This window comes from Nostoc sp. 'Peltigera membranacea cyanobiont' 210A, assembly GCF_002246015.1.
GTDB lineage: Bacteria > Cyanobacteriota > Cyanobacteriia > Cyanobacteriales > Nostocaceae > Nostoc.
Window position 1 is genome coordinate 88,148 of sequence record NZ_NOLJ01000006.1, and the last position, 23,580, is coordinate 111,727.

Consider the following 23,580-nt stretch of genomic DNA (forward strand, 5'->3'; position numbering starts at 1 on the left):
GTTCTTTATGGAACGCTAAGGGCGAACGGGAAGCAAGCTATGTACAGCCGTAATTTTTAATCGTCAGGCATATTTACAGAGTCACTTTGAATTTAGTACAAAATTTATCAAATTTATGTCTAAAGAAATAAGCACAAAATTAACCTAACTCTACCTAAAAATTGTCTATGCATAGAATAGTCACTTTCAACCAATATCTCTATAGATATAACTAAAAAAGCTATTTTTATTATAATTACACCTTTAGGCTCACGCAATTGAAACTAAAAAGGTTAATACTGAAAAATAACTTTATCAGCATTAAATCTGGTTGTAATCAAATATTACAGCCCAGAAAAAATTAGATAAATAGAGAAAAAAGTACAAACAATGACAACTTCTACAGACCGCGATCAACAGATTAAAAAACTGCATGAGCTAATCAAAGATATTGATTATGGTATGTTTACCACAGTCGATGATGATGGCAGCTTGCATAGTTACCCAATGTCAAAGAGTGGTGAGATTAACTCTGATAGTATACTCTGGTTTTTTACTTATGCTGGTTCCCATAAGGTGACTGAAATTGAACACCATGAGCAGGTCAATATTAGTTTTTCATCACCCGAACAGCAACGATACGTTTCTATCTCAGGTACAGCACAACTTGTAAAAGACCGCAACAAGATGCGAGAGCTATGGAAGCCGGAACTTCAAACTTGGTTTCCTAAAGGACTAGACGAACCTGATATTGCTTTACTGAAGGTGAATATTAACCAAGTTAATTATTGGGATAGTGTATCGAGTTTCAAGCCACAAACAATTAGTTTTTTGACACCATCACGTCTTTAAGTAATAAATAATTCGTAATTCGTAATTCGTAATTAACAATTGAATTACGAATTATTTCAGACTTGTAGACTGATTATTGTAGAGACGGCGATTCATCGCGTCTCTTAACCGAACATTATTTGAAGTGACTAGCCACTAAAATATCAATCATGAGACGATCGCCTCAAGAAAAGCGTAGGCGTAGCCCGTCGTAGACATCGCTCCATTTGTTTTCATGAAAATATGATGACTAATAAGGAATCGCTTTTGCTTTATAGGATATAGTACAGTTTTAGAGATATGAGCAAAAATGAATGTAGAGACATAGCACTGCTATGTTTCTACAAGGGTTATGGATAACACATATTTAATTTTACTCATATCTCTTTTATGTAAAATCGTAGTCTTTCTAAACGCATAGGAGCGCAGAGTGTTTTGGAAGCAATGTTGTATTTAGGAAGTATCAGATGTCGCACAAACAATTGATTTATTGCTGGCAAAAATGGTTACTTCCCATCTTGATGCCTGCCACTGTGCAAATAGTGGTTCTAACATTAGGGGTGTTGAGCATCTTGGGAAGCACTGCTCCTATGAGTCATGCTCAAGCTGTTTTTAGCACTAGGCACATCCAGCAACAGACACCATCAAAATCAACAGGGCTAAATGCCACTGTATATCACAGTCCCGATTGTAACTGTTGTGGCGGGTGGATTGAGCATTTAAAGACACAGGGTTTTAAAATCACAGATTTCTCTACGCCTGACATCGAAACAGTCAAACAAAAATACAACGTGCCGGATAACTTGTCATCTTGCCACACAGCAATTGTTAATGGATATGTTATCGAAGGACACGTTCCAGCAGACGACATCAAACGTCTGCTTCAAGAAAAGCCAAATGTTGTTGGTTTATCTGTTCCGCAAATGCCTGTAGGCACTCCTGGAATGGAAATGGGGAATCGAAAAGACCCGTTTTCTGTGCTTTCCTTCGATCGCAATAACTCAGTTGCAGTTTTCAATAAGTATCCTGGTGAGTCCTGAGTAAATTAAAAGGGTCTTTTAACTCGGAACTTAGCACTCTTTATTTAGAACCAGTTTTGATCGACTGCGACAAATGACTTAACCATCTCCTCAACCAGAAAGTAGATGCTGCGCTTGCAACTTTTTGAGAAAGAAGCTCAATGGCATGGTTACAATCTTGCAGGCTGGCATCGAGTCCCATTGTGTGATAAATTTCACGAGCATTGCAAAAGGCATCCATCGCTTCTGATTCTCGATTGATTTTTTCTAATACCAAACCCAAATTAAACCAGGCATTGGCTTCCCCATTTGGGTCATTAAGATCCCTTCTGATCTCTAATGAATGCTGATAAAACTCCAACGCCCTTTGGTACTTTCCTAAAGCCTTATAAGCACTGCCCAATCCACTCAAGGCCATGCTTTGACTATTGCGATCGCTGATGAATTTTGCCAGCCCTAACCATTGTTGGTAAAACTCAATTGCTAGTTGGTAAGATCCCAATGATTCATAAGTATTGCCCAAACTTCCCAGGCTTATGCATTCCCCAGTCCAATCGCCTGTTTTCTTGGTTATACTCAACCACTGGTGATAGAATTCAATCGCTTGCTCGTACTTACCCAGGTATTCATAAGTATTACCCAAGCTTCCCAAGCAAATACCTTCGCCAGTGCGATCGCCTATTTTCCTGGTAATACTCAACCACTGGTGATAAAATTCAATCGCTCGCTGGTATTTGCCCAGTGATTGGTAAGCGTTACCCAACCCAGATAAAGATTTGGCTTCTTCTAAGCGATCGCCTATTTCTTTAGCTATATCTAACCACTGCTGATAAAACTCAATTGCTAGGTGGTACTCACCTAGTGACTGGTAAGCATTGCCCAAACTTGCCAAAGAAATGACTTCTGCATTGCGATCGCCTGTTTCTCTGGCTTTTTCTAAGCACTGCTCTTCAAACTCAATGGACTCAATATTATTTAGGACCCCGGATCTTATTACTTCTGTCATTCTCTATAGAAATTTTTGCTCGATAAGCTGTCGATTATACAATTTTCTGTGGCTTTAGCACAGGATAAGTGCAACTTATGTCAAAATCTAAAAATTATTCTTCAATATCAAGCTTTCTTATATCTTTTCATACACAGCGATCGCTGTGTACCAAAGGCTTTTATTTATCCTTAGTAACAAGCCTACAAATATACCATACTGAAAAACTTAGCTTCCTCAAAAGATACAAGAAAAACCAAATTAATCAGCAGCAGCATAATCTAGCAATACGTAAAGTAACTAGATTCAAAGGCTGGAGGTAATTCGCAGAAGTCGAGTTAGTGGATAAATTATTAGAGTTAACAGCTATTGTTTCACTGTTGTTAGTAGTAGCTGTTTGAGCGCCAGCGATTCCAGGTACAAGAGTGATAGAAGCAAAAATCAGTGCAGAATTTATTAAGTTAGTAAGTTTCATAAGTTATATTTAGGTAAAATGCAATCCGTATTCCTTAGTAATAGAGTCGTCTTTATTATTAATCTCAACTTCCTTCAGTCAGGTCATCTGATCGGTTGATCTATGATCTCACCCAAAAGGGTGAGCCAATTGAGTGATACAAACAGCAATAGAGACTCAGTTAAGTCTAGACACAGAAAAGATTGGTTGAAATTTTCAAGTACTTGTAGCAGAATTCAGGAGTAATATCGTGTCCGGCTAAAGACTTATCATTTAGAGGTTGTTTTAAAAGTGTTTGGCTGTGATTTTAATCACATTTTTACCCCCCTTAATCCCCCCGTTTATTGGGGGGAAACAAGAAGTCTAGTTCCCTCCCCTTTGCAAGGGGAGGGTTAGGGTGGGGTAAAACTGACACGAAAAAGCAGGTGAGTAAACTATTTCAGACTTGTGTATACACCGTAGCCTTTATAAGGGGAGGGTTAGGGTGGGGTAAACAAATATTTGATACACTACTACAGACTTTTCAAACATCCTCTAAGACCACATAGCGAGGGGAAAGAGGCTTTTCGGAATTTTGCACATATGCGGTAATCATAAGTGATTAACCTGACTTGATATCATGGGTATTTCCCCGAATGTCAGAGAAAAACACTGCCTGCTGCTTTGCTAAAGCGTCTCTACACACCTAAAATTCTCTCTTAGAAGGAAAAACTTGACACTTAAGCGCTTTTTTAGTATAAATGTACTATAAAAGCGCTTGATATTGCATAAAACTTTACCACTCCCGACTACGCCAATAGGAGAGTACAAAATAAATGAAGCTATCTAAGGTAGACTTGAGCAGTTTAGTAGCGATCGCTCATTCTGATGGATATTTGCAGTTGTTGCTCGACCGAGGCAACGAACTAGAGTTTTTGGAAATTCCGGCACCGATACAAGCTTATGAAGGATTGCAAGAACTAAACGAAGCGATTGCTGAAACGACTGCATTACCCTTTGAAGAAGAACCAATTGTCATGCTACCAGTTGTCTCATCAATGGCTATGGCTGTAGGCTACGATCGCAACGAACAGATTTTGCAAGTTGAGTTTCAAAGTGGAGCGGTTTATCAGTACTTAGGCGTAGACGAGGATACTTGGGAAGATTTACATTCCTCGGACTCAATTGGCAGCTTTTTCAATCAAGAGATTAAAGGTAGATATGACTGCGATCGTCTAGATCATGCAGATTAATGACTAATAACTGCATGTAGGGTTTTCAATAATTCTTGCGTTGTATACAGCAGTTTGCAGCTAAATGAGGTACAGAACCAAGGAAGGATTCACAAATCAAATTATTCTTCTCCCTCCTGCCTCCTGCCTTCTGCCTCCTGCCTCAAAACCAGTGACTTTGTACCTCATGCAAAAGAAAACTGCTGTAAGGTTTAGGTAAAAAGGCTGTATACTCAGCCGTTTTATCGAGCGGTACTTGCTCACTTGTTACTAGTCCACTCACAGCAATAATCGGCAAGAGCGGATTTATATTTTGCAATGTGCGAATGGTAGTTGCTCCATCCATCTTAGCCACTCAACATAGACTAGTAATGCTTTCTTCAGAGACAATAGAAAAAACCTATATAATATCAACGCAGTTATGACAACCACACTTACCTCTGCTGTTAAACCAAGAGCCGAAGATAGTTTTGCCATTACCTTTGCGCCATTATCTCTGGAAGAAATCTACGCCAAATCTGACGATCCAGCCAATGGTGCTGTGGTTGTGATGAGTGGTATGGTTCGCAATCAAACCGATGGTAAACCTGTGATTGCTTTAGAGTATCAAGCTTATGAACCGATGGCATTGCGGATATTTTATCAAATTGCTGCTGATATTCGCTTATCTATGTCTGATGTGAATCGAGTAGCGATTTATCATCGTGTTGGACGTTTGCAAGTTGGGGAAATCAGCGTTTTAGTAGCTGTGGGTTCTCCTCATCGGAGTGAGGCGTTTGAAGCTTGCCAATATGCTATTGATACGCTCAAACACAATGCCCCTATATGGAAGAAAGAACATTGGCAAGACGGTTCTAGCACCTGGGTAAGTATTGGTGCGTGTGAAACATCAGGAGAAAATTGTTGATTTGAAAAAGAATTCTGATTTCTGAAATCAGGAGTCAGATTGACAAAATCTTGACAAGCATAGGTAAAATGCTATGCTCTTTTTCCAAATCTATTGAACTCATCGACACCACTCACCAGAACCTTGAAAACCGTCATAACTTCTCTACGAGACGCTGCGCGAACGTTGATTGGTGTCGATTGTTTCCACAGTAAGAGTTTCAGGCTACAAAATCGATTGTTTGTCGCTGTGCAAAAGTACTCTTAACTAACTCTGCAATCTCTATACGATTCCCACCGGGATCTCGGAGGAAAACCGCACGCATCCTGGAAGTGGTCGTTGATCGGGAATAATTTCTATCCCATACTCTTTTAGGTGTTCTTCAAAGGCGTTCAAGTTATCGACTTGGAAACAAAAATGCCGTCTAGATGCTTGATTATTGGCGTTTTTCTCTCTACTAACGTGCAGTTCAATATCTCCCAACTTGTACCACGCTCCTGAATCATTTTTGATGACATCAGGTCTGGCAATTTCAGTCAGTCCCAAAACTTCGCTGTAGAAAGATAGCATTGCTTCCTCCACTTCAAAAGGATAGGTTACTTGAATATGATGAACTGCATTAAGCTTCATAAATTTTTCTCCTAATTTGGGTTAAATTTGGTACTGCTACAATCAACTTTTGCCGTAAGACTGGCGTATTTCTAAAGTTTTTCTGTTCAAACTCACCAAACATCTATGCGACAAGCTTTCCCATACTGATGCGTTCTTCAATGAGATAGCCAAGTTTTCTATAAAACTCAACTACTTCTGCGTTGGAGACACGAACTTGGAGATTAATTTTGAGGCATCCCATCGCTATCAATACCTTCTCTGCGTGCTGCACTAGCTTGCTACCAATACCCTGTCGTTGATACTGAGGACTGACCGCAACTGTGTATAGCCAACCGCGATGCCCGTCATATCCTGCCATGATAGTGCCTACAATTACAGAGTTAATCTCAGTAACGAAAAACAACTCAGGCTGTACAGCAAGCTTCTGACTGATTACCAATTTTGGGCTACTGTGCGACGGATTATTAGGAAAGACCTCATCCCACAAAGCACTGACTAATTCAGCATCAGATTCTTGGTATGGTCTTATATTCATCTACATCTCTAAATCAAAGGACTTGCCTTTGCACATTGTTTGTGAAATACTACTCTTAAACTACGGTAAATTGATGTATTTTAAGTAGTATTGCACAAAAATTACGATAAAACATCGTGTCCTGAAAGCAATTACAGGCTAATCCCAAGATGACAAACACAGAAATTCGCACTGCTCAAGTTAAAGTCCCTAACGGAGATTTGCAAATTGATGCTTACTTAGCTGAACCAGCACAAAAAGGAACCTTCCCAGCCGTGATTGTGATTCAGGAAATTTTTGGGGTTAATATTCACATTCGGGAAGTTGCTGAGAAATTTGCCAAAGAGGGGTATGTGGCGATGTCTTCGACGGGCTACGCCTACGCACCGACTTTATTTCAACGCACTGCTCCCGGTTTTGAGGGTGGATACACTCCTGAAGATGTGCAGCAAGGGAGAGGGTATAAGGAGCAGACAACAGCAGAGGAAATATTGAGTGATATTAAAGCTGCGATCGCTTATTTAAGAACTCTACCAAATGTACAAGGAGATGCGATCGGCTCTATTGGTTTCTGCTTTGGTGGTCACGTCGTTTACTTAGCTGCCACCTTACCAGATATTAAAGTTACAGCTTCCTTCTATGGCGGCGGTATTCCCAACTCAACTCCCGGCGGTGGAGAACCAACCATCACCCGCACTCCAGAGATTAAAGGCCCCATTTATGCCTTCTTTGGTCTTGATGACCAGGGAATCCCCTTAGAACATACAGAACAGATTGAGGCTGAATTGAAGAAAAATCAGATTACTCATGCTATCTTCCGTTATCCCGGTGCGGGACATGGCTTTTTCTGCAATCATCGCGCCAGCTACAATGCCGAAGCTGCCGCCGATGCTTGGAAAAATGTTCAAGAACTGTTCCAAAAGAACCTTCAGCTTCAAAAAGTCTAAATCTTGAGGTTACGAGCAATACAACATTAGAGGCGCACATCTGTGCGCCTCTACGACTGAACATAGGCAAATATTAGCCAAATAAGTCCAAAAGCAAATTAAAAAACAAAGTATCACGTCCATGATTCCTGCCTTCAAACAGCCACGAGTTAAGATTTTCCAACGTTTTTCACTATTCCTTTTACCTGGATTATTAACAATCTCAACAACTTTAATCAGTTGCTCAGTCCAAACCGCAAACTCAGAAAATCAAACTACTGAGTTGAAAACCAAAGTTGTCCGAATGGGATATCAAAGTTCTGGGGATATTTTCAGACTTAAAGGATTGATCGAAAAACGTCTACAGCCTTTAGGTATTTCCGTGGAATGGGCACAATTTGCCGCTGGGCCACAACTGATGGAAGCGATGAATGTCGGTAGGGTTGATATTGGCTCTGTAGGCGAGACTCCCCCGATATTTGCCCAAGCGGCTGGCACATCTTTAGTTTATGTTGCTAGTAATAAACCCAGTACTGGTAAAGGAAGCGGGATTATCGTTCAAAATAATTCACCGATTCGGACTTTAGCCGATCTCAAAGGTAAAAAAGTAGTTTTTCAAAAGGGTTCTGCTTCCCATTACTTATTAATAAAAGCTTTGGAAGAGGCTGGTTTGAAATATAATGATATTCAAGCTATTAGCCTCCCTCCTTCAGAAGCTCGTGATGCTTTTATTCAAGGCAAAATAGATGCTTGGGTAACTTGGGACCCTTATTTAGCTGTGGCCCAAAAAAAAGCAAATGCTCGTGTTTTGCGAGATGCTAGTGGCATTTCTACTCAGGGCGGATATTACATGGCGGCGCGAAAATTTGCCACAGAAAATCCGAAATTAGTACGATTAGTTCTTGAGGAGATAGATAACACAGGTCAATGGGCTGAGAAAAACCGAGCAGAAGTTGTAAAACTGACTATTCCTCACCTCAAAATTGATGAAGATATTTTAACAACAATGGTTGGAAGGCGAACTTACGGGTTAAGACCAATTACACCCGAAATCATGGAAAAACAACAGAAGATTGCAGATTTGTTTGCCAAAGAAAAAGTGATTCCTAAATCCATCAATATTAAGGAAGCGATGCTGACTAGCGAACAATATGCAGCCATCACACCGGAAACCATTAGCCAGAAATAGCGCCAGGAGATAAGAAAATGGAAGTTTTTTGGTATTTGCCGACACAGGGAGATGAGCGTTATTTAGGTACTACAATCGGCAGGCGACCAGCCACTTATCCCTATATGCAGCAAATCGCCCAAGCTGTTGATAAATTGGGCTATGGCGGGATGTTGATTGGTACTGGACAAAAACAAGATACTTGGATTGTAGCTACTTCATTAATTTCAGTTACGGAACGCTTGCGGTTTCTTGTAGCCTTTCGTCCGGCAATTATGTCGCCTTCTTTGGCGGTTAGAATGGCTGCGACTTTTGACCAGATTTCTAATGGTCGAATTATTCTGAATGTTGTCACTGGTGGCGACACAAAAGAACTTGCAAAAGATGGGATTTTCTTAGATCATGACCAGCGTTATGAACTCACAGATGAGTTTTTGACAATTTGGCGATCGCTTATGCAAGGTGAAGAAGTAACCTATAGTGGTCGCCATTTGCAAGTTCAAGGCGCAAAACTCCAATTTCCTCCCGTACAAAAGCCTTATCCCACCTTATATTTTGGCGGTTCTTCAGATGCGGCGCTCCAAGTTGCTGCCAAACACATTGATGTGTATTTAACTTGGGGTGAACCACCAGCTCAAGTTGCCCAAAAGATTGCAAAGGTACGTCGATTAGCAGCAGAACAAGGTAGAACAGTCCGCTTTGGGATTCGGATGCACGTCATAGTCCGCGAAACTACGCAAAAAGCTTGGGATGCAGCTAACGAACTGATTCAGTATGTCGATGATGAAACCATAGCAGCTGCACATCAGCGGTTTGCTCAATCGGAATCAGAAGGACAACGCCGCATGGCTCAACTGCATAATGGTAATCGCAAAAATTTAGAAATTAGCCCCAACTTATGGGCAGGAGTTGGCTTAGTGCGTGGAGGTGCTGGGACTGCCTTAGTTGGAGATCCAGACACAGTTGCAGCGCGAATGCTGGAATATGCCGATTTAGGAATTGATACCTTCGTTTTCTCAGGTTATCCCCATCTCGAAGAAGCTTATCGAGTCGCAGAATTACTGTTTCCCAGGTTGCCGTTACAAACTCCAGGCATCGCATTACCGCAGCAGGTTGCAAGTACATTCAGTGAATTTGTTACCAAAACAGATTTACTCAAACCCCAACCTGTATAAGCAATTCCAAATTCAAAAAACTAGCGTGATTTAACTCATAACACCTTAGTACAACATTGCATAAATTCGGCAAAACTCTGCGTTCCTCTGCGCTTACTTTGCGTGCCTTTGCGTTTAAAAACACTTTCTTACCAAACAGAAAAAAGCATGAGTACGAAAAAACCTCAACTTAGACTAGGTGCATTCTTGCCCAGCACTGGCCATCACGTAGCGTCATGGCGACACCCCGAAGCGCAAGCTAATGCTGGTTTAAGCTTTCAACATTATAAAAGGCTGGCACAGACGGCAGAACGCGGCAAATTTGACATGATCTTCTTTGCAGACGGCGTGGCTGTGCGCGACCGTAATCAAAGCGCCGACCTTTTGAGCAGAAATGGCAAACTCGTCCACTTTGAACCTCTCACCCTGTTGTCGGCTTTATCTGTGGTGACGGAAAACATTGGTTTGACGGCGACAGTATCGACCACGTACAACGAGCCATATCACCTCGCCCGCAAGTTTGCATCATTAGATTATCTTAGCGGTGGCCGTGCCGGTTGGAATCTTGTAACTTCTGCTACTGAAGCTGAAGCGCTGAACTTCAATCGGGAAAAGCACATGGAGCATACCCTACGTTATCAGCGTGCCAAAGAGTTTGTGGATGTCGTCACCAAGCTCTGGGATAGTTGGGAGGACGATGCCTTCTTACATGATAAGGAGTCGGGTATTTACTTCGATCCAAATAAACTGCACGTTCCCAACCACAAAGGCGAACATTTTTCAGTGCGTGGGCCGCTAAATGTGGCGCGTCCCATCCAGGGTTATCCGGTAATTATTCAAGCTGGGTCTTCCGAAGATGGTAAGGATCTGGCTGCACAAACGGCGGAGGTAATTTTTACTGCCCAGCAGACTCTTGCAGAAGCTCAGGCATTTTATACAGATGTGAAGGCGAGACTGGCTCAATACGGGCGCTCACCTGACCATCTTAAGATTATGCCAGGTGTATTCCCAGTTATCGGCAAAACCGAGCAAGAAGCTAAGGACAAATTTGATCAAATTCAGGAGTTGATCGATCCGGTGGTCGGCTTAAATTTGCTTGGCTCAATGATCGGTGGATTTGACCTATCCGGCTATCCATTGGACGGGCCGTTGCCGGAGCTAGCAGAGACTAACGGGGGTAAAAGCCGTCAGCAACTTCTGATTGACCTAGCTAAGAGAGAGAATTTAACGATTCGACAACTGTATTTGTCGATAGCTGGAGCGCGTGGGCATCGTCAGATTTTAGGCACACCAGAACAAATTGCCGATCAGCTAGAAGATTGGTTTGTCAATGGCGGGGCAGATGGCTTTAATATTATGCCGCCCTGGTTGCCGGGAGGATTGGATGAGTTTGTAGACTTGGTAATTCCTGAATTGCAACGTCGCGGTCTGTTCCTTACAGAGTATGAAGCACGAACCCTGCGGGAAAATCTTGGTTTACCTCGTCCAGTAAATCAGTTTAGCAAAGTTGCTACTCGTGAAGCGGCGATCGCCTAACTCTTTCTAAAGCAAGTTTTGCAGCAAAAAGGCTCAAGCATTCCTGCCTGAGCCATGACTAAATTCAATTTATAGATTAGCTTCAAGAACTATATCTTTACGATCGGTAGTGGATAAGCTCAGTTAAAATTTATCGCAATAGTAATGTAAGATAATTATCTGGATGATGTCTGGTTGAAATCTATAACCTAAACAAAATCTAAATTACTAAAGCTGGGAGTTGGGAAACTCCGGTGAAATTCCGGGACTGTGCCGCAGCTGTGATGGGATAACCCAAGTCAGAATGCCAACTCTCAGGATGTCCTCAAGACACACGCACCGTCTACTCCCTGCGTTGCACAGGGAAGGAGTTATAAGTTTGGTTTCTGGATTTGCCACTTGTCCTGGCTTGTTTTATGCTACTCCCGCCGCAGATGGTATATTATCTCGCGTTAGAATACCAGGTGGAATTATTAGTAGTCAGCAGTGCCGTGCGATCGCAGATATAGCAGAACAGCACGGTGGCGATTATATAGATGTGACTAACCGAGCTAACCTCCAAGTTCGTGAAATCCGCACGGGGATAAATGCTGAGGTTCTGAAGTACCTACAAAATATGGGATTGGGTTCTGACAATACTGTTGTAGACCAAATCCGCAATATTATGACCAGTCCAACTGCTGGTATCGACCCGCTAGAGTTAATCGACACTCGCCCCTTTGTCCAAGGTTGGGATGATTATATTGCTGCACATCCGGCGCTTTCGGGACTGTCGGCCAAATTTAGCGTTTGCTTTGATGGTGGTGGAATAATTCAGGTGTGCGATCGCTTGAATGATATCGCTTTTGCAGCTGTCTTACTTAACGATAATGTTTACTTTCGCCTCTATCTGAGTGTTGGCGACAAAGGTCAACCCCCCAGCGATACGGGAGTTTTGTTATCACCAGAGGACTGTTTGCCCGTCTTAGCAGCTTTGGCGGATGTCTATCTAGCTTATAGTCATCCTACGAGTAAGCGGCGGCTACGTTTGAGAGAGTTATTGAATACTTTAGGTTGTGAAAATTATCTCCAAGAAGTTGAGCAGCGTCTACCTTTCCGTCTTTTATGCAGTGAAATCAGAAAAGACCTACTCCCCCAGAAAGGCAAGGGGGAGAAATATCAGCATATTGGCATCCATCCCCAACGTCAGCAAGGCTTATTTTACATTGGTGTCGTCTTGCCTCTTGGCCGATTGGAAAGTAGACAGATACGCGGTTTAGCAGATTTAGCAGCAAAATACGGTAGTGGAACTCTCAGGCTAACCCCTTGGCAAAATTTACTCCTTACAGATATTCCTCAGCAATGGGTTGCTGATGTCCAAAGTGAAATTGCTTTATTAGAATTAGATTCTTCTGCAACCAATATCAAGGGTGGATTAGTTGCCTGTTCTGGAAAAAAAGGTTGCGCCGCTTCTGCCACTGACACTAAAAGTCATGCGTTGGCATTGGCAGAGTATCTTAAAACTCGCGTTACTCTCGATTACCCAGTTAATATCCACTTCACTGGCTGCGAAAAATCTTGTGCCCAGCATAGCAAAAGTGATATTACTCTCCTCGGCATCAGCATTGAGGCTGAAAATAGAACCGTGGAAGGCTATCACATTTATGTTGGTGACAGTAATCAGAAATTCGGACGTGAACTATATCAATATGTAACTTTTGCTGAACTACCTGCATTAATAGAGCGGATGCTATATGTATATAAAATTCAACGCTTAAATTCTAATGAGTCCTTTGGGGAATTTGCTAATCGATATGCACTAGAACAATTACAGCAATTATTTAATATTTTTCCTCAATCATTCGTGAATAACAAGATTCCTAAGTTTTTAGAGAAGTTGGCAATCTAAGCCTTTCGATTTTTATACGTCAATCCCAAATTTAAAATCCCAAATTTAATGCCCGACTATATCCGAGATGCCAACGAAATTTACCGTAATTCTTTTGCAATCATCCGGTCAGAAGCAAACCTAGATGTGCTGCCACCAGATGTAGCAAAAGTTGCTGTACGTCTCATTCATGCCTGTGGGATGACGGATATTGTCACTGACTTAGGATATTCACCAACAGCAGTGCAATCCGCAAGGGCAGCACTGGCAGTAGGAGCGCCAATTCTGTGCGATTGCCGAATGGTTGCCGATGGCGTTACCAGACGGCGGTTGTCTGCAAACAATCAAGTTATCTGTACCCTTAACGAACCAGAAGTGCCAGAACTTGCCCAGCGTATGGGTACTACAAGGTCGGCGGCAGCTCTAGAATTATGGCGATCGCACCTGGAAGGATCGGTGATCGCAATTGGGAATGCACCCACAGCACTGTTTCGACTGTTAGAAATGCTCGATGAAGGAGCGCCCAAACCTGCGATTATCTTGGGCTTTCCAGTGGGGTTTGTTGGTGCAGCCGAATCAAAAGCCGCACTGGCAGCAGATAGCAGAAATGTACCATTTTTAACCTTACACGGTCGGCGCGGTGGAAGTGCGATCGCAGCCGCAGCAGTTAACGCCCTGGCAACGGAGGAAGAATGAATATGCAACCCAAAGGTCGTCTTTATGGAATTGGTGTCGGCCCAGGCGATCCCGAACTATTGACCCTCAAAGCGCTGCGGTTATTACGTGCGGCTCCTGTGGTAGCCTATCAATCAGCCACAGATAAAGAAAGTATCGCTAGAGCGATCGTGGCGCAGTATCTTCCTGGCAATCAAATCGAGGTGTTATTTCACCTCCCCCGCGCTTTGGAACCAGAAAAGGCCAAGTCTATTTATGACAACGAAATTCAACCAATCGCCGACCATTTAGCAGCCGGTCGAGATGTCGTGGTGCTATGCGAGGGCGATCCATTTTTCTATGGTTCATTTATGTACCTGTTCACGCGGTTATGCGACCAATACGAAACAGAAGTTGTCCCCGGAGTTTCTTCACTGATGGCTTGTCCGGTAGCATTGGGTGTACCTTTCACCTACTACACCGATATCCTCACCGTCCTACCTGCGCCATTGCCAGCAGAAGAACTGACTACACATCTGCTGATGACCGACGCAGCCGCAATTATGAAACTAGGTCGTCACTTTACCAAAGTACGAGATATCCTGCATAAATTAGGGCTAGCCTCACGAGCAAGATATATTGAGCGGGCATCAACATCACAGCAACGCATCATCCCCCTAGATGAAGTCGATCCAGCCGAAGTACCCTATTTCTCAATGATTGTAATTCCAACTAAGAATCGACTATAGACTGAGCTTTTCTTTTCAGTAAAGGTATTGTTTAACCGATGATTTAGACTTTACCATAAAGAAATACTTCAAGAAAAGTTGATGGCTTCTAATAGCACCTTCACTCCTGATACGATCGCTGCTGGCTTTCATGCCCTGTCTGACCCCCTACGGATTCAGGTATTAGAACTGCTGCGCTCTCAAGAACTATGCGTCTGTGACCTGTGTGACCACCTGGGAACCACTCAGTCTAAACTGTCTTTTCATCTCAAAACACTGAAAGAAGCGGGTTTAGTTCGCGCTCGTCAAGAAGGGCGCTGGATTTACTACAGCCTCAATCTGCCGCAGTTTGTTGCTTTAGAGCAGTATTTAGCAGAATTCCGCCGCTTTAGCCCCATATTACCTATTCGTCCCCCCTGCGAGAGTTAAAAATCCATCAATTTTTTTTGTAATGTTTTATTTATTTATAGTTCTTTACGGATTGACAAATCAATTTTTTTTGAAATGATGGAGATATACTCTTGATATAACTCACGAATTTTAGATTTTGGATTGAATAATCTGAAATTCCTACTCGAAGCTCCTGCATTCATGTATGGGGTTAATTGTGATGAACAAAAAGACTTCCAAACGCCTCTCTTTTATTGACCGCTTCCTAACCTTGTGGATTTTTTTAGCAATGGCTATCGGTGTTGGTCTAGGCTATTTCTTTCCTGGAGTAGAAGCCTTTATCAACCAGTTCCAGGTGGGAGCAACCAATATACCGATCGCCATCGGGTTAATTCTGATGATGTATCCGCCCTTAGCCAAGGTGCGGTATGAAGAATTAGGGGATGTATTTCGCAACGGAAAAATTCTTGGTGTTTCACTAATTCAGAATTGGATCATTGGGCCAATTTTGATGTTTGCTCTAGCAGCTATCTTCTTACATAATTATCCAGAATATATGACGGGATTAATTCTGATTGGATTAGCCCGGTGTATTGCAATGGTAGTTGTGTGGAGTGACTTGGCACGAGGCAATACAGAGTACACGGCTGGATTGGTTGCCTTCAATAGTATCTTTCAAGTCATCTTTTATAGTCCTTATGCTTGGTTTTTCATTACTGTACTGCCGCCACTGTTTGGCTTACAAGGCAGTGTTGTTAATGTCAGCATTGCTGAGATTGCTGAAAGTGTGTTTATCTATCTTGGTATTCCTTTTTTAGCTGGATTTTTCACTCGTTACTTCTTAGTAAAAGTGAAAAGTAAGCAGTGGTATCACGAGGAATTTGTACCTAAAATCAGCCCGATCACACTGATTGCTCTTTTATTTACAATCGTCGTTATGTTCAGCTTGAAAGGGAATTTGATTGTTCAGATCCCCTTAGATGTGGTGAAGATTGCAATTCCGTTGATCGTCTACTTCTTCATCATGTTTCTGGTTAGCTTTTACATGGCTTGGCGCGTTAAAACAGATTATTCTAGAGCCGCAAGTGTCGCGTTTACATCGGCAGGAAATAATTTTGAATTAGCGATCGCAGTGGCGATCGCAGTATTTGGCATTAATTCGGGTGTTGCTTTTGCCGCCGTCGTCGGGCCTCTGGTGGAAGTGCCTGTATTGATCGGTCTGGTTAATGTGGCTTTCTGGTTTGAAAAACGTTATTTTTTGCCATCTGAATCGAGAACCTTTTAAATTTAGTCAAATTATTCGGAGGATTTGAACCATGAAACGTGTGATGTTTGTCTGCAAAAAGAATTCTGCCCGTTCTCAAATGGCGGAAGGCTTTGCTAAAACCCTTGGTAAAGGAAAAATTGAAGTGATTAGCTCTGGATTAGAAGCAAGTCAGGTTAGACCAGAGGCGATTGCAACCATGAAAGAAATTGGTATCGACATTACCGATCAACACTCCAAACCCCTCAGTGATTTCCAAGCGAAAGACTTTGATGTAGTGATTTCTTTGTGTGGCTGTGGGGTGAATTTACCGCCAGAGTGGGTTGTGCGAGAAGTATTTGAAGACTGGCAGTTAGACGATCCAGCAGAACAACCAGAAATTTTTCCGAGAGTCCGCGATGAAATCAAAGAACGGGTCACTCAATTAATTGAGTCTGTGAATCAAGAATTACACTAAGGCTCGAACCAATGGAGCAAGAAACAATTCAACCAATTTCAGAGAACCTCTGGTGGGTGATTCGGGGGAAACTGGCAGGTGTTCGTAAGCCAATGGCAAAGGAACTGACAGAGTTACAGGGTACTGGTGTTGGTGCGATCGTCTCCGTTATGGATGACCCCTCTAACCTAGATTTGTATGAAAAGGCAAACATTCCTCATCTCTGGTTGCCAATCAAAGGTGGCACTGCACCCAGCCTAGAGCAGCTTCAGGCATTACAAAACTTCATTGACAGTCAAAAAGGCATTGGCAACGCTGTTGCAGTTCATTGCACCAGTGGGAGGCGACGAACGGGAACGATACTGGCTTCTTACCTGATTTACACTGGCTCCTCTTATAACGACGCAATACAGAAAATCCAACACGCAAATCCTGATGTCGAATTGCGAGAAGCCCAAAGCACCTTTTTGCGACAGTTGGAGGAAAATAAGGGACTTCCAAATTAAAAAATATCTAAAAATCTCATACAACAATCCTCTCTCTTCTTCATCTCTCCGTGTCCTCTGCGCCTCTGTGGTTCGTTTTCTTGGATACTTTATTTCTTGGAAATCCCTAAGCAATTACCATGACGACATTTGACCATCCTCCCAGAATTTTATTTTTGTATGGCTCCCTGCGTGAGCGTTCCTATAGCCGCCTCTTGGCAGAAGAAGCCGCACGCATCATTGAAGAATTTGGGGCAGAGGTAAAGTTTTTCGATCCCCGTGAACTGCCGATTTACGGCAGCGTACCTGACAGCCACCCAAAGGTGCAGGAGTTGCGCCAATTAAGCTTGTGGTCAGAAGGCCAAGTCTGGTCTAGTCCAGAGTTGCACGGTCAAATTTCTGGCATTATGAAAAACCAAATTGATTGGATTCCGCTTAGTATTGGAGCCGTTCGCCCGACTCAAGGGAGAACTTTGGCTGTGATGCAAGTGAGTGGAGGATCTCAGTCTTTTAACGCTGTCAACACATTAAGAATTCTTGGGCGCTGGATGCGGATGTTTACTATCCCGAATCAATCTTCAGTCGCTAAAGCATACGAGGAGTTTAACAAAGACGGGACTATGAAGGATTCGCTCTACCGCGATCGCGTTGTCGATGTGATGGAAGAACTTTACAAATTTACCTTGCTATTGCGTGACAAAGTTGATTATCTCACAGACCGCTATAGCGAACGTAAGGAAAAAGCTGCCAAAGAGACAATCAAGATAGCTTCTCAATCTCTTGAAGTTAACTCTAATAAAACAAATTGACTATTGAGTATCCAAAAAAAGATAACCTCCTGGCAGATTGAACCAGGAGATTTTAAAAAATTGATTCATCTTTACAAGCGTTGTAGCAGACTCAAACCGTGGGTATCAGTACCACAGGTATTGAAAAGAAAGTATTCATCAGCCAACTTTTGCACTTGTTCTGATTCCAATACGCTGGGTTGCCAGGGGTTAGGGTTATTGTAGGCGTAGAAAGTTTCCACACCATCAATGCCCTTTTCGGATGCAGCTGGAATTAAGTCGAAATGCGATCGCTTATAACGAGCTGGATGAGCCAGAACTGCCAATCCCCCAGCCTCATGAATAGCGGCAATCACGTTACTTGCCTGATATTCTTGCCCTGTAGTCGGCCTTCTTTGCAGATAGGGTTTCATACTAGGGTGTTCTGTGGCAAAAGCATAAGCCAAAATGTGAACTTCTATATTCAAAAGGTTGGCATTGATTTCCACGCCACTCCACAGGTGAGGAGTGGTTGCATGAGGATTATTCCACTTCCAATCTTCTAACCAAGCAAGGCCTGCTTGATAGCCGATAATACCATGATGATCGGTGATGGCTAACCCTTTTAGCCCAATAGCGATCGCCTGCTCCATCAATGCACTCGGCTGCAACTTGCCATCTGAGAAGACAGTGTGCATGTGAAAGTTGAATAACTTTGGACAACTATGTGCATCAATGTTACGGAATACTTGCTTTAAAAGTTCTGCCGAAGTTGTAGTACGGGCCAAATTTACAACCATAACCCCCTCTGAAGAAAAATATATATTCTTAACACACCAAAACGCTACATCTCTGGATGAGAAAGAACCAACACTAAAAATTAGTATCGGCTGCTACTTTCTCAGCTTTCTCAGCAAATTTTTCAATATGTTAAGACTACGTTAGCAAATCTTAATCTCAGTGGTCATGGGTGATTAGCACTACTTTATTTTTGAGTAGTAGTAAATATTACATCCAAAGTTTTATAAATGTGCCTATAGCATCTGTGCTAAATGACTTAGAGAATAAAGGTTTAGTAGAGTAATTATTTCTAATAAGCCTGAAATGTAAATTTTTTTTGTGTGTAAAAAATATTATTTATCTCAGTAATTACAGCTTTTTTCTAACCAATAATGACTTTAGCGTAGGCGTAGCCCGCCGCAGGCATCGCATAAGTGAGTCTACAATAGCTTTGAGAAAACTAGCGATGTCTACGACGGGCTATGCCTACGCTTGGATTGGATTTATACCCCTCGCGCAATTCCAAAAGAATCTCCCTTTAAGGTAACTCCAAGGGGTTCTATCACTACCTCGCGGGAAATAGACGCTTCAACTCTTCCAGCAATCACAGCCGAAAGTTGATGTTCTCTTGCAAGCAGGACAATTTTTTCTGCATCCTGCTCAGACTCTGTATAGAATGCGAATCCTGCACCGTAATTGAACACCGAAAGCATCGTCTCGGCCCCGCCCTCAAGATGACTCTCAACAAATGTAAATATCTCTGGTACTGGGAGCATCGTTTCGATGATATATCGCAACGGCTTCACCGACCGCATCAGCTTTTGCCAGCCATGACCAGTGATATTCTCCATCGCTGTGGGACGAATTCCTTTGCCAAGCACTGCCTGTACCAGTGGGGTGTAGAGATACGACGCAGCATTCATCGCTTCCCAGAATTCCTGCCCACTCGGAAGTTTTGTTCTATAGCCATCAGGGAGCGACTCGGCAAGTTTTCGTAGTGGCGTAAAGCCGTTCTCATGGGGGCCTGAACTTTCCACCAGAACAATAGTATTTCCGGTATCCAGACGCGAGCTATCAATGGGAGCGACACCAGCGGGCATAACCCCAAAAACTGAGCCTGCGATGTCGAGCCGCCCTGGAATCATCTTGGTTTTTAGTTGAGGAGTTTCCCCTGAGAGATAGACACACCCGACTCGTTTGCAGCCCTCAACTACGCCATCAAGAAACCCATCAAGGAAAGCAGGGGTAAAGATTGTTTCAGGAGTACTCGACGGCAGATAAAGACCGAGAAGTATAGTCTGCATACCTGAAGTTGCGGCATCGTTCGTCAGACACGAGATGATCTTAATCCCAATATTCCACCAGAATCGTCGAAGTTCTTCTTCGGAAAGATCGTCAGGGCGGGTATCGTCTGCGGTGCCTAGCCCTTCCGGCACAAGTGTCATCGAAAGTTCTCTAGCCCCCGCCTCCAGAAACGGAGCGAGGTTGAAGCTGAAAGCGTTGGCGCTTGCTCCCAAACCTGACGCGGGCACGATGCCATAGGCGCTTGCAAAGCCAAGTGTGCGTTTTGCGGCATCGATGAAGCGTCGTTTTGCAGCATCGAGAGTATCGTAATCGACTTGATCGAGAGCTTGAGCCATCAGGTTGTGTTTTAAGTTAGGAGTTAGGAGTTAAAAGTTAGGAAAACTCATAACTCCTCACTTTAAAATACCTCAAAATACCTCATCTTCAATACCGCGCCACCATTCCCCTAAATTCATCAAGTCTTGGTAAATGTCTTCTAATTCTTTGGTATAAACATCGTTTGTCAGGGTGGCTCGACGCTCTTGCAATTTTTTGAGGCGCAGTTGTACCAATACCCAAGGTTTGGAGATGCTATTCGTTGCTTCGATGTATTGCGCTAGTTCTTTGCTATCCATATATTTTGATTTATCCACCATCCCCCTCAACGCCTAACCAAAAACAGTCACGATACTAGTACAATGTCTAAGCTAGTTTTCCGGGTTTGTAGTAAGGACTTTAGTGCTTAGAAAATAAGGACTAAAGTCCTTACTACGAACTCGCTTACCCATCAATTTAAACTTGACTGACTACTGTCGTGACTGTTAGGGGCTTGAAACCCTCTTGGCAGAGGAAAAATAAGTTCTTTCCTCCTGCCTCCTGCCCTCTGCCTTTCTTTGGCCAAGTAATTAAGCTTTAGCCAAGTTTTCAGCAGCAAAGTCCCAGTTGACCAAGTTTTCTAGGAAATTCTTGATGAACGCTGGACGAGCGTTTTTATAGTCAATGTAGTAGGCGTGTTCCCAAACATCCAAGGTTAGGAGTGCCTTTTTACCATGAGCTAGGGGATTTTCTGCATTTGGTGTTTTAATCACCTTTAGCGTACCACCATCATCAATGAGCCAAGACCATCCACTGCCGAATTGAGTTGCAGCCGCGTTAGAGAACTCTTCCTTGAATTTGTCAAAGCTACCAAAATCTTTATCGATTTTGGCTGCGAGTTCACCTGTGGGTGTGCCACCACCTTGTGGTTTCAAAGAATTCCAGAAGAAAGTGTGGTTCCAAACTTGGGCAGCATTGTTGAAGATTCCCACCTTAGAGGAGTCTTGGAAGGAAATTTTGATCACTTCTTCCAGGGACTTATCAGCAAGTTCTGTACCTTCAGTGAGCTTGTTGAGGTTGTCTACATAAGCTTTGTGATGCTTGCCGTAGTGATACTCAAAAGTTTCAGCTTTCATGCCAAAAGGCTCTAGAGCATCTTTTTCAAAGGGTAGTGGGGGCTGTACAAATGCCATTGTGTCAAATCCTCTCTTTACCGGTTTCCAGTTTTAAGCTATTGCAAAAGTTGGGGAAATTAATAGCTTTTATTTGTAGGGGTTTTATGTCTTTGATTAGTGAAACATAAAACTTAACATCGTCATTTTACTACCAAAGTGTAGATAAAGTGAAGACGGAAACAAAGTACTTTGGTGATAAGTCAAATCAATAGTAATTCCTGACTATAAATAAAAATGACTAATATCTTCTAGCGAAAGGCCAATAACTAACTAGCATTTAGCAATTAAAGCTTTAATACTTCTATCTTTAGTAAGATTAATTACGATTTGCAAAATCAGTCGAAAGCGAGATGATTTTATAATATTTAAATAAATGTAAAATCTATTTACACTTAATAAGTGCTAATTTTCAAATAATATAGCCAATAGTCAAATTATCTATTTTATTTTTAAATACAGTTTTAAGGATGGTAAGTAAATAATCACTCACCCACCACCCTTTGAAACTAGAAAACTAACAGCAAATAGCACTAATTAACACTGAGATAAACGCTGTTGGTAATAGTTAACAATCTGTGCCGTGACTTCAGACACGTCCAAACCATCAGTTTGAAGTTCGATCGCATCTGCTGCTTTCTGCAAAGGAGAAACCTTGCGTGTACTATCTTTCCAGTCACGTTCGGCGATGTCGTGTTCCAACTGCTCTAAACTCACTTCAGGTTGACCTTGGGTGTTAAAGTCTTGCTGGCGGCGACGGGCGCGTTCACCGACAGAAGCGGTTAAGAAAATTTTAACTTCGGCATCGGGAAATACGTGAGTACCAATATCCCGACCTTCAGCAACTAAACCACCTCTTTTACCCCAGCTTTGCTGTTGTTTAACCAGTGCTTGACGGACAGCGCCTTGTGCCGCGATCGCAGATACAAGAGATGTTACCTCAATGGTGCGAATTACCTGGGTAACATCAGTACCGTCAATCCAAACCCGCACGGACGATTGTAAATCTTCGGTGGGAGTCAGTTCAATTTTACACTGATTAGCTAATTCGGCGATCGCACACTCATCGTCAATAGCAATCCCCTTTTGCAGTACTAACCAAGTGACAGCACGGTACATCGCTCCTGTATCTAAATACACTAAACTCAGGTTTGCTGCCACTTGCCGCGCCACTGTGGATTTTCCAGCACCAGCTGGGCCATCAATAGCGATAATGGGTTGACGATCGCACAATATGATATTGTCAATCAAACGTGTAGCACCAAGACGAGCTGCGATCGCCAACATTCCTTCCTCCTCAACTTTTTCTAAAGACATTAACGTAGTCGGTTCAACCAATTCAATATATTCCACTGAGACCGTGCTGACCATTGCCACTTCTTGCTGTACCACTGCTATCAACTTGTTGCTATTGCGATCGCCTGCAATGAATGCAGCTTCAGCTCGTCGCAAACCCCGATATAACACCGCTGCTTGCTCTTTTGCCGTTGCAGTCAAATATTGATTACGAGAACTGAAGGCAAGACCCGACGCTTCCCGAACTGTTGGACAAGCAACAATTTCTACTGGCAAATTTAAGTCAGCCACTAAGCGTTTAATAATTGCTAGTTGCTGACCATCCTTTTGACCAAAGTAGGCACGGTCAGGCTGTACCAAGTTGAAAAGCTTGGTAACAATCGTAGCGACACCTTGAAAGTGACCCAGCCGAGAACGACCACACAAGCCTGTCATCATAGCAGATGGGGGGATAACTTGTGTAACCTTTGATTCTTGTATACTCTTCTGGGGAACTGCCATCTCTTCAGGACTCGGTGCAAAAATTGCATCTACCCCAGCTTGTTCGCAAAGTTGTTGGTCTTGCTCTAAAGTGCGGGGATAGCGTTGATAATCCTCATTAGGAGCAAATTGCAGGGGATTGACGAAAATACTCACAATCACCGTCGAATTTTCGTGCCGCGCCCGTTGGATTAAGCTTAAATGACCTTGATGCAAATTTCCCATCGTTGGCACCAGACCGACTGCCGTCTGATACCAGCCAGTCATCTCATCTAGTCTCAGATCCTCAGTAACCGCAATTAGCTTGTTTTCTGAGCAGCGTTTAGTTAAATAGCAGCGTAAAGCTGCGACTGTTGTCAGCAGGCGCACAAAAATACCCCTAGTTCTTATCGATCCCTCCCCCGTTAG

At 42.8% G+C, this 23,580-nt stretch carries 25 protein-coding genes, 1 pseudogene and 1 riboswitch; of the genes and pseudogenes, 16 read left to right on the plus strand and 10 right to left on the minus strand.

From position 1 onward, the window contains the following. The first annotated feature begins 369 nt into the window (after positions 1-369). Positions 370-831 (plus strand): pyridoxamine 5'-phosphate oxidase family protein, encoded by a 462-nt coding sequence (locus CDG76_RS19470; protein WP_094350599.1) that lies wholly within the window; start codon positions 370-372, stop codon positions 829-831. A gap of 446 nt (positions 832-1,277) precedes the next feature. After that, the gene (locus CDG76_RS19475) at positions 1,278-1,850 is read left to right on the plus strand and encodes a DUF411 domain-containing protein (protein ID WP_094350600.1); all 573 of its coding nucleotides are present in this window, start codon (positions 1,278-1,280) and stop codon (positions 1,848-1,850) included. 40 nt (positions 1,851-1,890) lie between these two features. Here the strand turns inward: CDG76_RS19475 and CDG76_RS19480 are convergent, their stop codons facing one another. After that, positions 1,891-2,835, minus strand: coding sequence for a tetratricopeptide repeat protein (locus CDG76_RS19480; protein WP_094350601.1), 945 nt, complete (start codon positions 2,833-2,835; stop codon positions 1,891-1,893). Between the two features lie 244 nt (positions 2,836-3,079). Further along, the gene (locus CDG76_RS38475; protein ID WP_223265297.1) at positions 3,080-3,289 is read right to left on the minus strand and encodes a hypothetical protein; all 210 of its coding nucleotides are present in this window, start codon (positions 3,287-3,289) and stop codon (positions 3,080-3,082) included. Between the two features lie 794 nt (positions 3,290-4,083). On the opposite strand from CDG76_RS38475, the gene CDG76_RS19490 reads away from it, so the two are divergent. Continuing rightward, a complete protein-coding gene (locus CDG76_RS19490; protein WP_094350602.1) occupies positions 4,084-4,500 on the plus strand; it encodes a KTSC domain-containing protein in 417 nt (138 codons plus the stop codon). Between the two features lie 142 nt (positions 4,501-4,642). Here the strand turns inward: CDG76_RS19490 and CDG76_RS19495 are convergent. Further along, positions 4,643-4,825 (minus strand): annotated as a pseudogene (locus CDG76_RS19495) (hypothetical protein); the annotation flags it as partial. A gap of 75 nt (positions 4,826-4,900) precedes the next feature. Between CDG76_RS19495 and CDG76_RS19500 the strand changes: the two are divergent. Beyond that, positions 4,901-5,386, plus strand: coding sequence for a molybdenum cofactor biosynthesis protein MoaE (locus tag CDG76_RS19500; protein ID WP_094350603.1), 486 nt, complete (start codon positions 4,901-4,903; stop codon positions 5,384-5,386). Positions 5,387-5,647: 261 nt separating this feature from the next. Here the strand turns inward: CDG76_RS19500 and CDG76_RS19505 are convergent, their stop codons facing one another. Together CDG76_RS19505 and CDG76_RS19510 are read right to left on the minus strand one after the other, a co-directional pair. Beyond that, positions 5,648-5,995: a VOC family protein gene (locus tag CDG76_RS19505; RefSeq protein WP_223265298.1), complete on the minus strand. Its 348-nt coding sequence runs from the start codon at positions 5,993-5,995 to the stop codon at positions 5,648-5,650. Positions 5,996-6,098: 103 nt separating this feature from the next. Next, positions 6,099-6,512, minus strand: a complete 414-nt coding sequence (locus CDG76_RS19510) for a GNAT family acetyltransferase (RefSeq protein ID WP_094350604.1) — start codon at positions 6,510-6,512, stop codon at positions 6,099-6,101. Between the two features lie 149 nt (positions 6,513-6,661). On the opposite strand from CDG76_RS19510, the gene CDG76_RS19515 reads away from it, so the two are divergent. The 12 genes from CDG76_RS19515 (at position 6,662) to arsH (ending at position 17,887) form a co-directional block, all read left to right on the plus strand. Further along, positions 6,662-7,438 (plus strand): dienelactone hydrolase family protein, encoded by a 777-nt coding sequence (locus CDG76_RS19515; protein WP_094350605.1) that lies wholly within the window; start codon positions 6,662-6,664, stop codon positions 7,436-7,438. Positions 7,439-7,559: 121 nt separating this feature from the next. After that, entirely contained in the window at positions 7,560-8,606 is a 1,047-nt protein-coding gene (locus tag CDG76_RS19520) for a sulfonate ABC transporter substrate-binding protein (RefSeq protein ID WP_094350606.1), read from the plus strand. Between the two features lie 17 nt (positions 8,607-8,623). Further along, complete coding sequence (gene ssuD, locus CDG76_RS19525) at positions 8,624-9,760, plus strand: FMNH2-dependent alkanesulfonate monooxygenase (RefSeq protein ID WP_094350607.1); 1,137 nt, start codon at positions 8,624-8,626, stop codon at positions 9,758-9,760. Between the two features lie 147 nt (positions 9,761-9,907). After that, complete coding sequence (locus tag CDG76_RS19530) at positions 9,908-11,275, plus strand: LLM class flavin-dependent oxidoreductase (protein WP_094351056.1); 1,368 nt, start codon at positions 9,908-9,910, stop codon at positions 11,273-11,275. A gap of 213 nt (positions 11,276-11,488) precedes the next feature. Beyond that, positions 11,489-11,572, plus strand: a riboswitch (adenosylcobalamin-variant (AdoCbl-variant) riboswitch). 1 nt (position 11,573) lies between these two features. Continuing rightward, positions 11,574-13,142, plus strand: a complete 1,569-nt coding sequence (cobG, locus tag CDG76_RS19535) for a precorrin-3B synthase (protein ID WP_094350608.1) — start codon at positions 11,574-11,576, stop codon at positions 13,140-13,142. A 48-nt stretch (positions 13,143-13,190) separates the two neighbouring features. Beyond that, positions 13,191-13,817: a precorrin-8X methylmutase gene (locus CDG76_RS19540; protein ID WP_094350609.1), complete on the plus strand. Its 627-nt coding sequence runs from the start codon at positions 13,191-13,193 to the stop codon at positions 13,815-13,817. Between the two features lie 2 nt (positions 13,818-13,819). Next, positions 13,820-14,524: a precorrin-2 C(20)-methyltransferase gene (locus CDG76_RS19545; RefSeq protein ID WP_094350610.1), complete on the plus strand. Its 705-nt coding sequence runs from the start codon at positions 13,820-13,822 to the stop codon at positions 14,522-14,524. Positions 14,525-14,605: 81 nt separating this feature from the next. After that, a complete protein-coding gene (locus CDG76_RS19550) occupies positions 14,606-14,932 on the plus strand; it encodes an ArsR/SmtB family transcription factor (RefSeq protein WP_094350611.1) in 327 nt (108 codons plus the stop codon). Positions 14,933-15,113: 181 nt separating this feature from the next. Next, positions 15,114-16,178, plus strand: coding sequence for an ACR3 family arsenite efflux transporter (gene arsB / locus CDG76_RS19555; protein ID WP_094351057.1), 1,065 nt, complete (start codon positions 15,114-15,116; stop codon positions 16,176-16,178). Between the two features lie 31 nt (positions 16,179-16,209). Beyond that, positions 16,210-16,614: an arsenate reductase, glutathione/glutaredoxin type gene (arsC, locus tag CDG76_RS19560; protein ID WP_094350612.1), complete on the plus strand. Its 405-nt coding sequence runs from the start codon at positions 16,210-16,212 to the stop codon at positions 16,612-16,614. An 11-nt stretch (positions 16,615-16,625) separates the two neighbouring features. After that, positions 16,626-17,099 carry a phosphatase domain-containing putative toxin gene (locus tag CDG76_RS19565; protein WP_094350613.1) on the plus strand — a complete coding sequence of 158 codons (474 nt, stop codon included), beginning with the start codon at positions 16,626-16,628 and terminating at the stop codon, positions 17,097-17,099. 119 nt (positions 17,100-17,218) lie between these two features. Next, positions 17,219-17,887: an arsenical resistance protein ArsH gene (gene arsH / locus CDG76_RS19570; protein ID WP_094350614.1), complete on the plus strand. Its 669-nt coding sequence runs from the start codon at positions 17,219-17,221 to the stop codon at positions 17,885-17,887. Between the two features lie 71 nt (positions 17,888-17,958). Here the strand turns inward: arsH and CDG76_RS19575 are convergent, their stop codons facing one another. The 5 genes from CDG76_RS19575 to CDG76_RS19595 all read right to left on the minus strand — a co-directional run bounded on the left by CDG76_RS19575 (position 17,959) and on the right by CDG76_RS19595 (position 23,541). Continuing rightward, positions 17,959-18,645, minus strand: a complete 687-nt coding sequence (locus CDG76_RS19575; protein WP_094350615.1) for a PHP domain-containing protein — start codon at positions 18,643-18,645, stop codon at positions 17,959-17,961. Between the two features lie 483 nt (positions 18,646-19,128). Next, positions 19,129-20,265, minus strand: coding sequence for an AIR synthase related protein (locus CDG76_RS19580; protein ID WP_094350616.1), 1,137 nt, complete (start codon positions 20,263-20,265; stop codon positions 19,129-19,131). A gap of 72 nt (positions 20,266-20,337) precedes the next feature. Beyond that, positions 20,338-20,544 (minus strand): hypothetical protein, encoded by a 207-nt coding sequence (locus CDG76_RS19585; protein ID WP_069070599.1) that lies wholly within the window; start codon positions 20,542-20,544, stop codon positions 20,338-20,340. A gap of 270 nt (positions 20,545-20,814) precedes the next feature. Beyond that, the gene (locus CDG76_RS19590; RefSeq protein WP_094350617.1) at positions 20,815-21,417 is read right to left on the minus strand and encodes a superoxide dismutase; all 603 of its coding nucleotides are present in this window, start codon (positions 21,415-21,417) and stop codon (positions 20,815-20,817) included. A gap of 516 nt (positions 21,418-21,933) precedes the next feature. Beyond that, on the minus strand, positions 21,934-23,541 hold the full coding sequence (locus CDG76_RS19595) for a bifunctional pantoate--beta-alanine ligase/(d)CMP kinase (protein WP_094350618.1): 1,608 nt from the start codon (positions 23,539-23,541) through the stop codon (positions 21,934-21,936). Positions 23,542-23,580 lie beyond the last annotated feature (39 nt).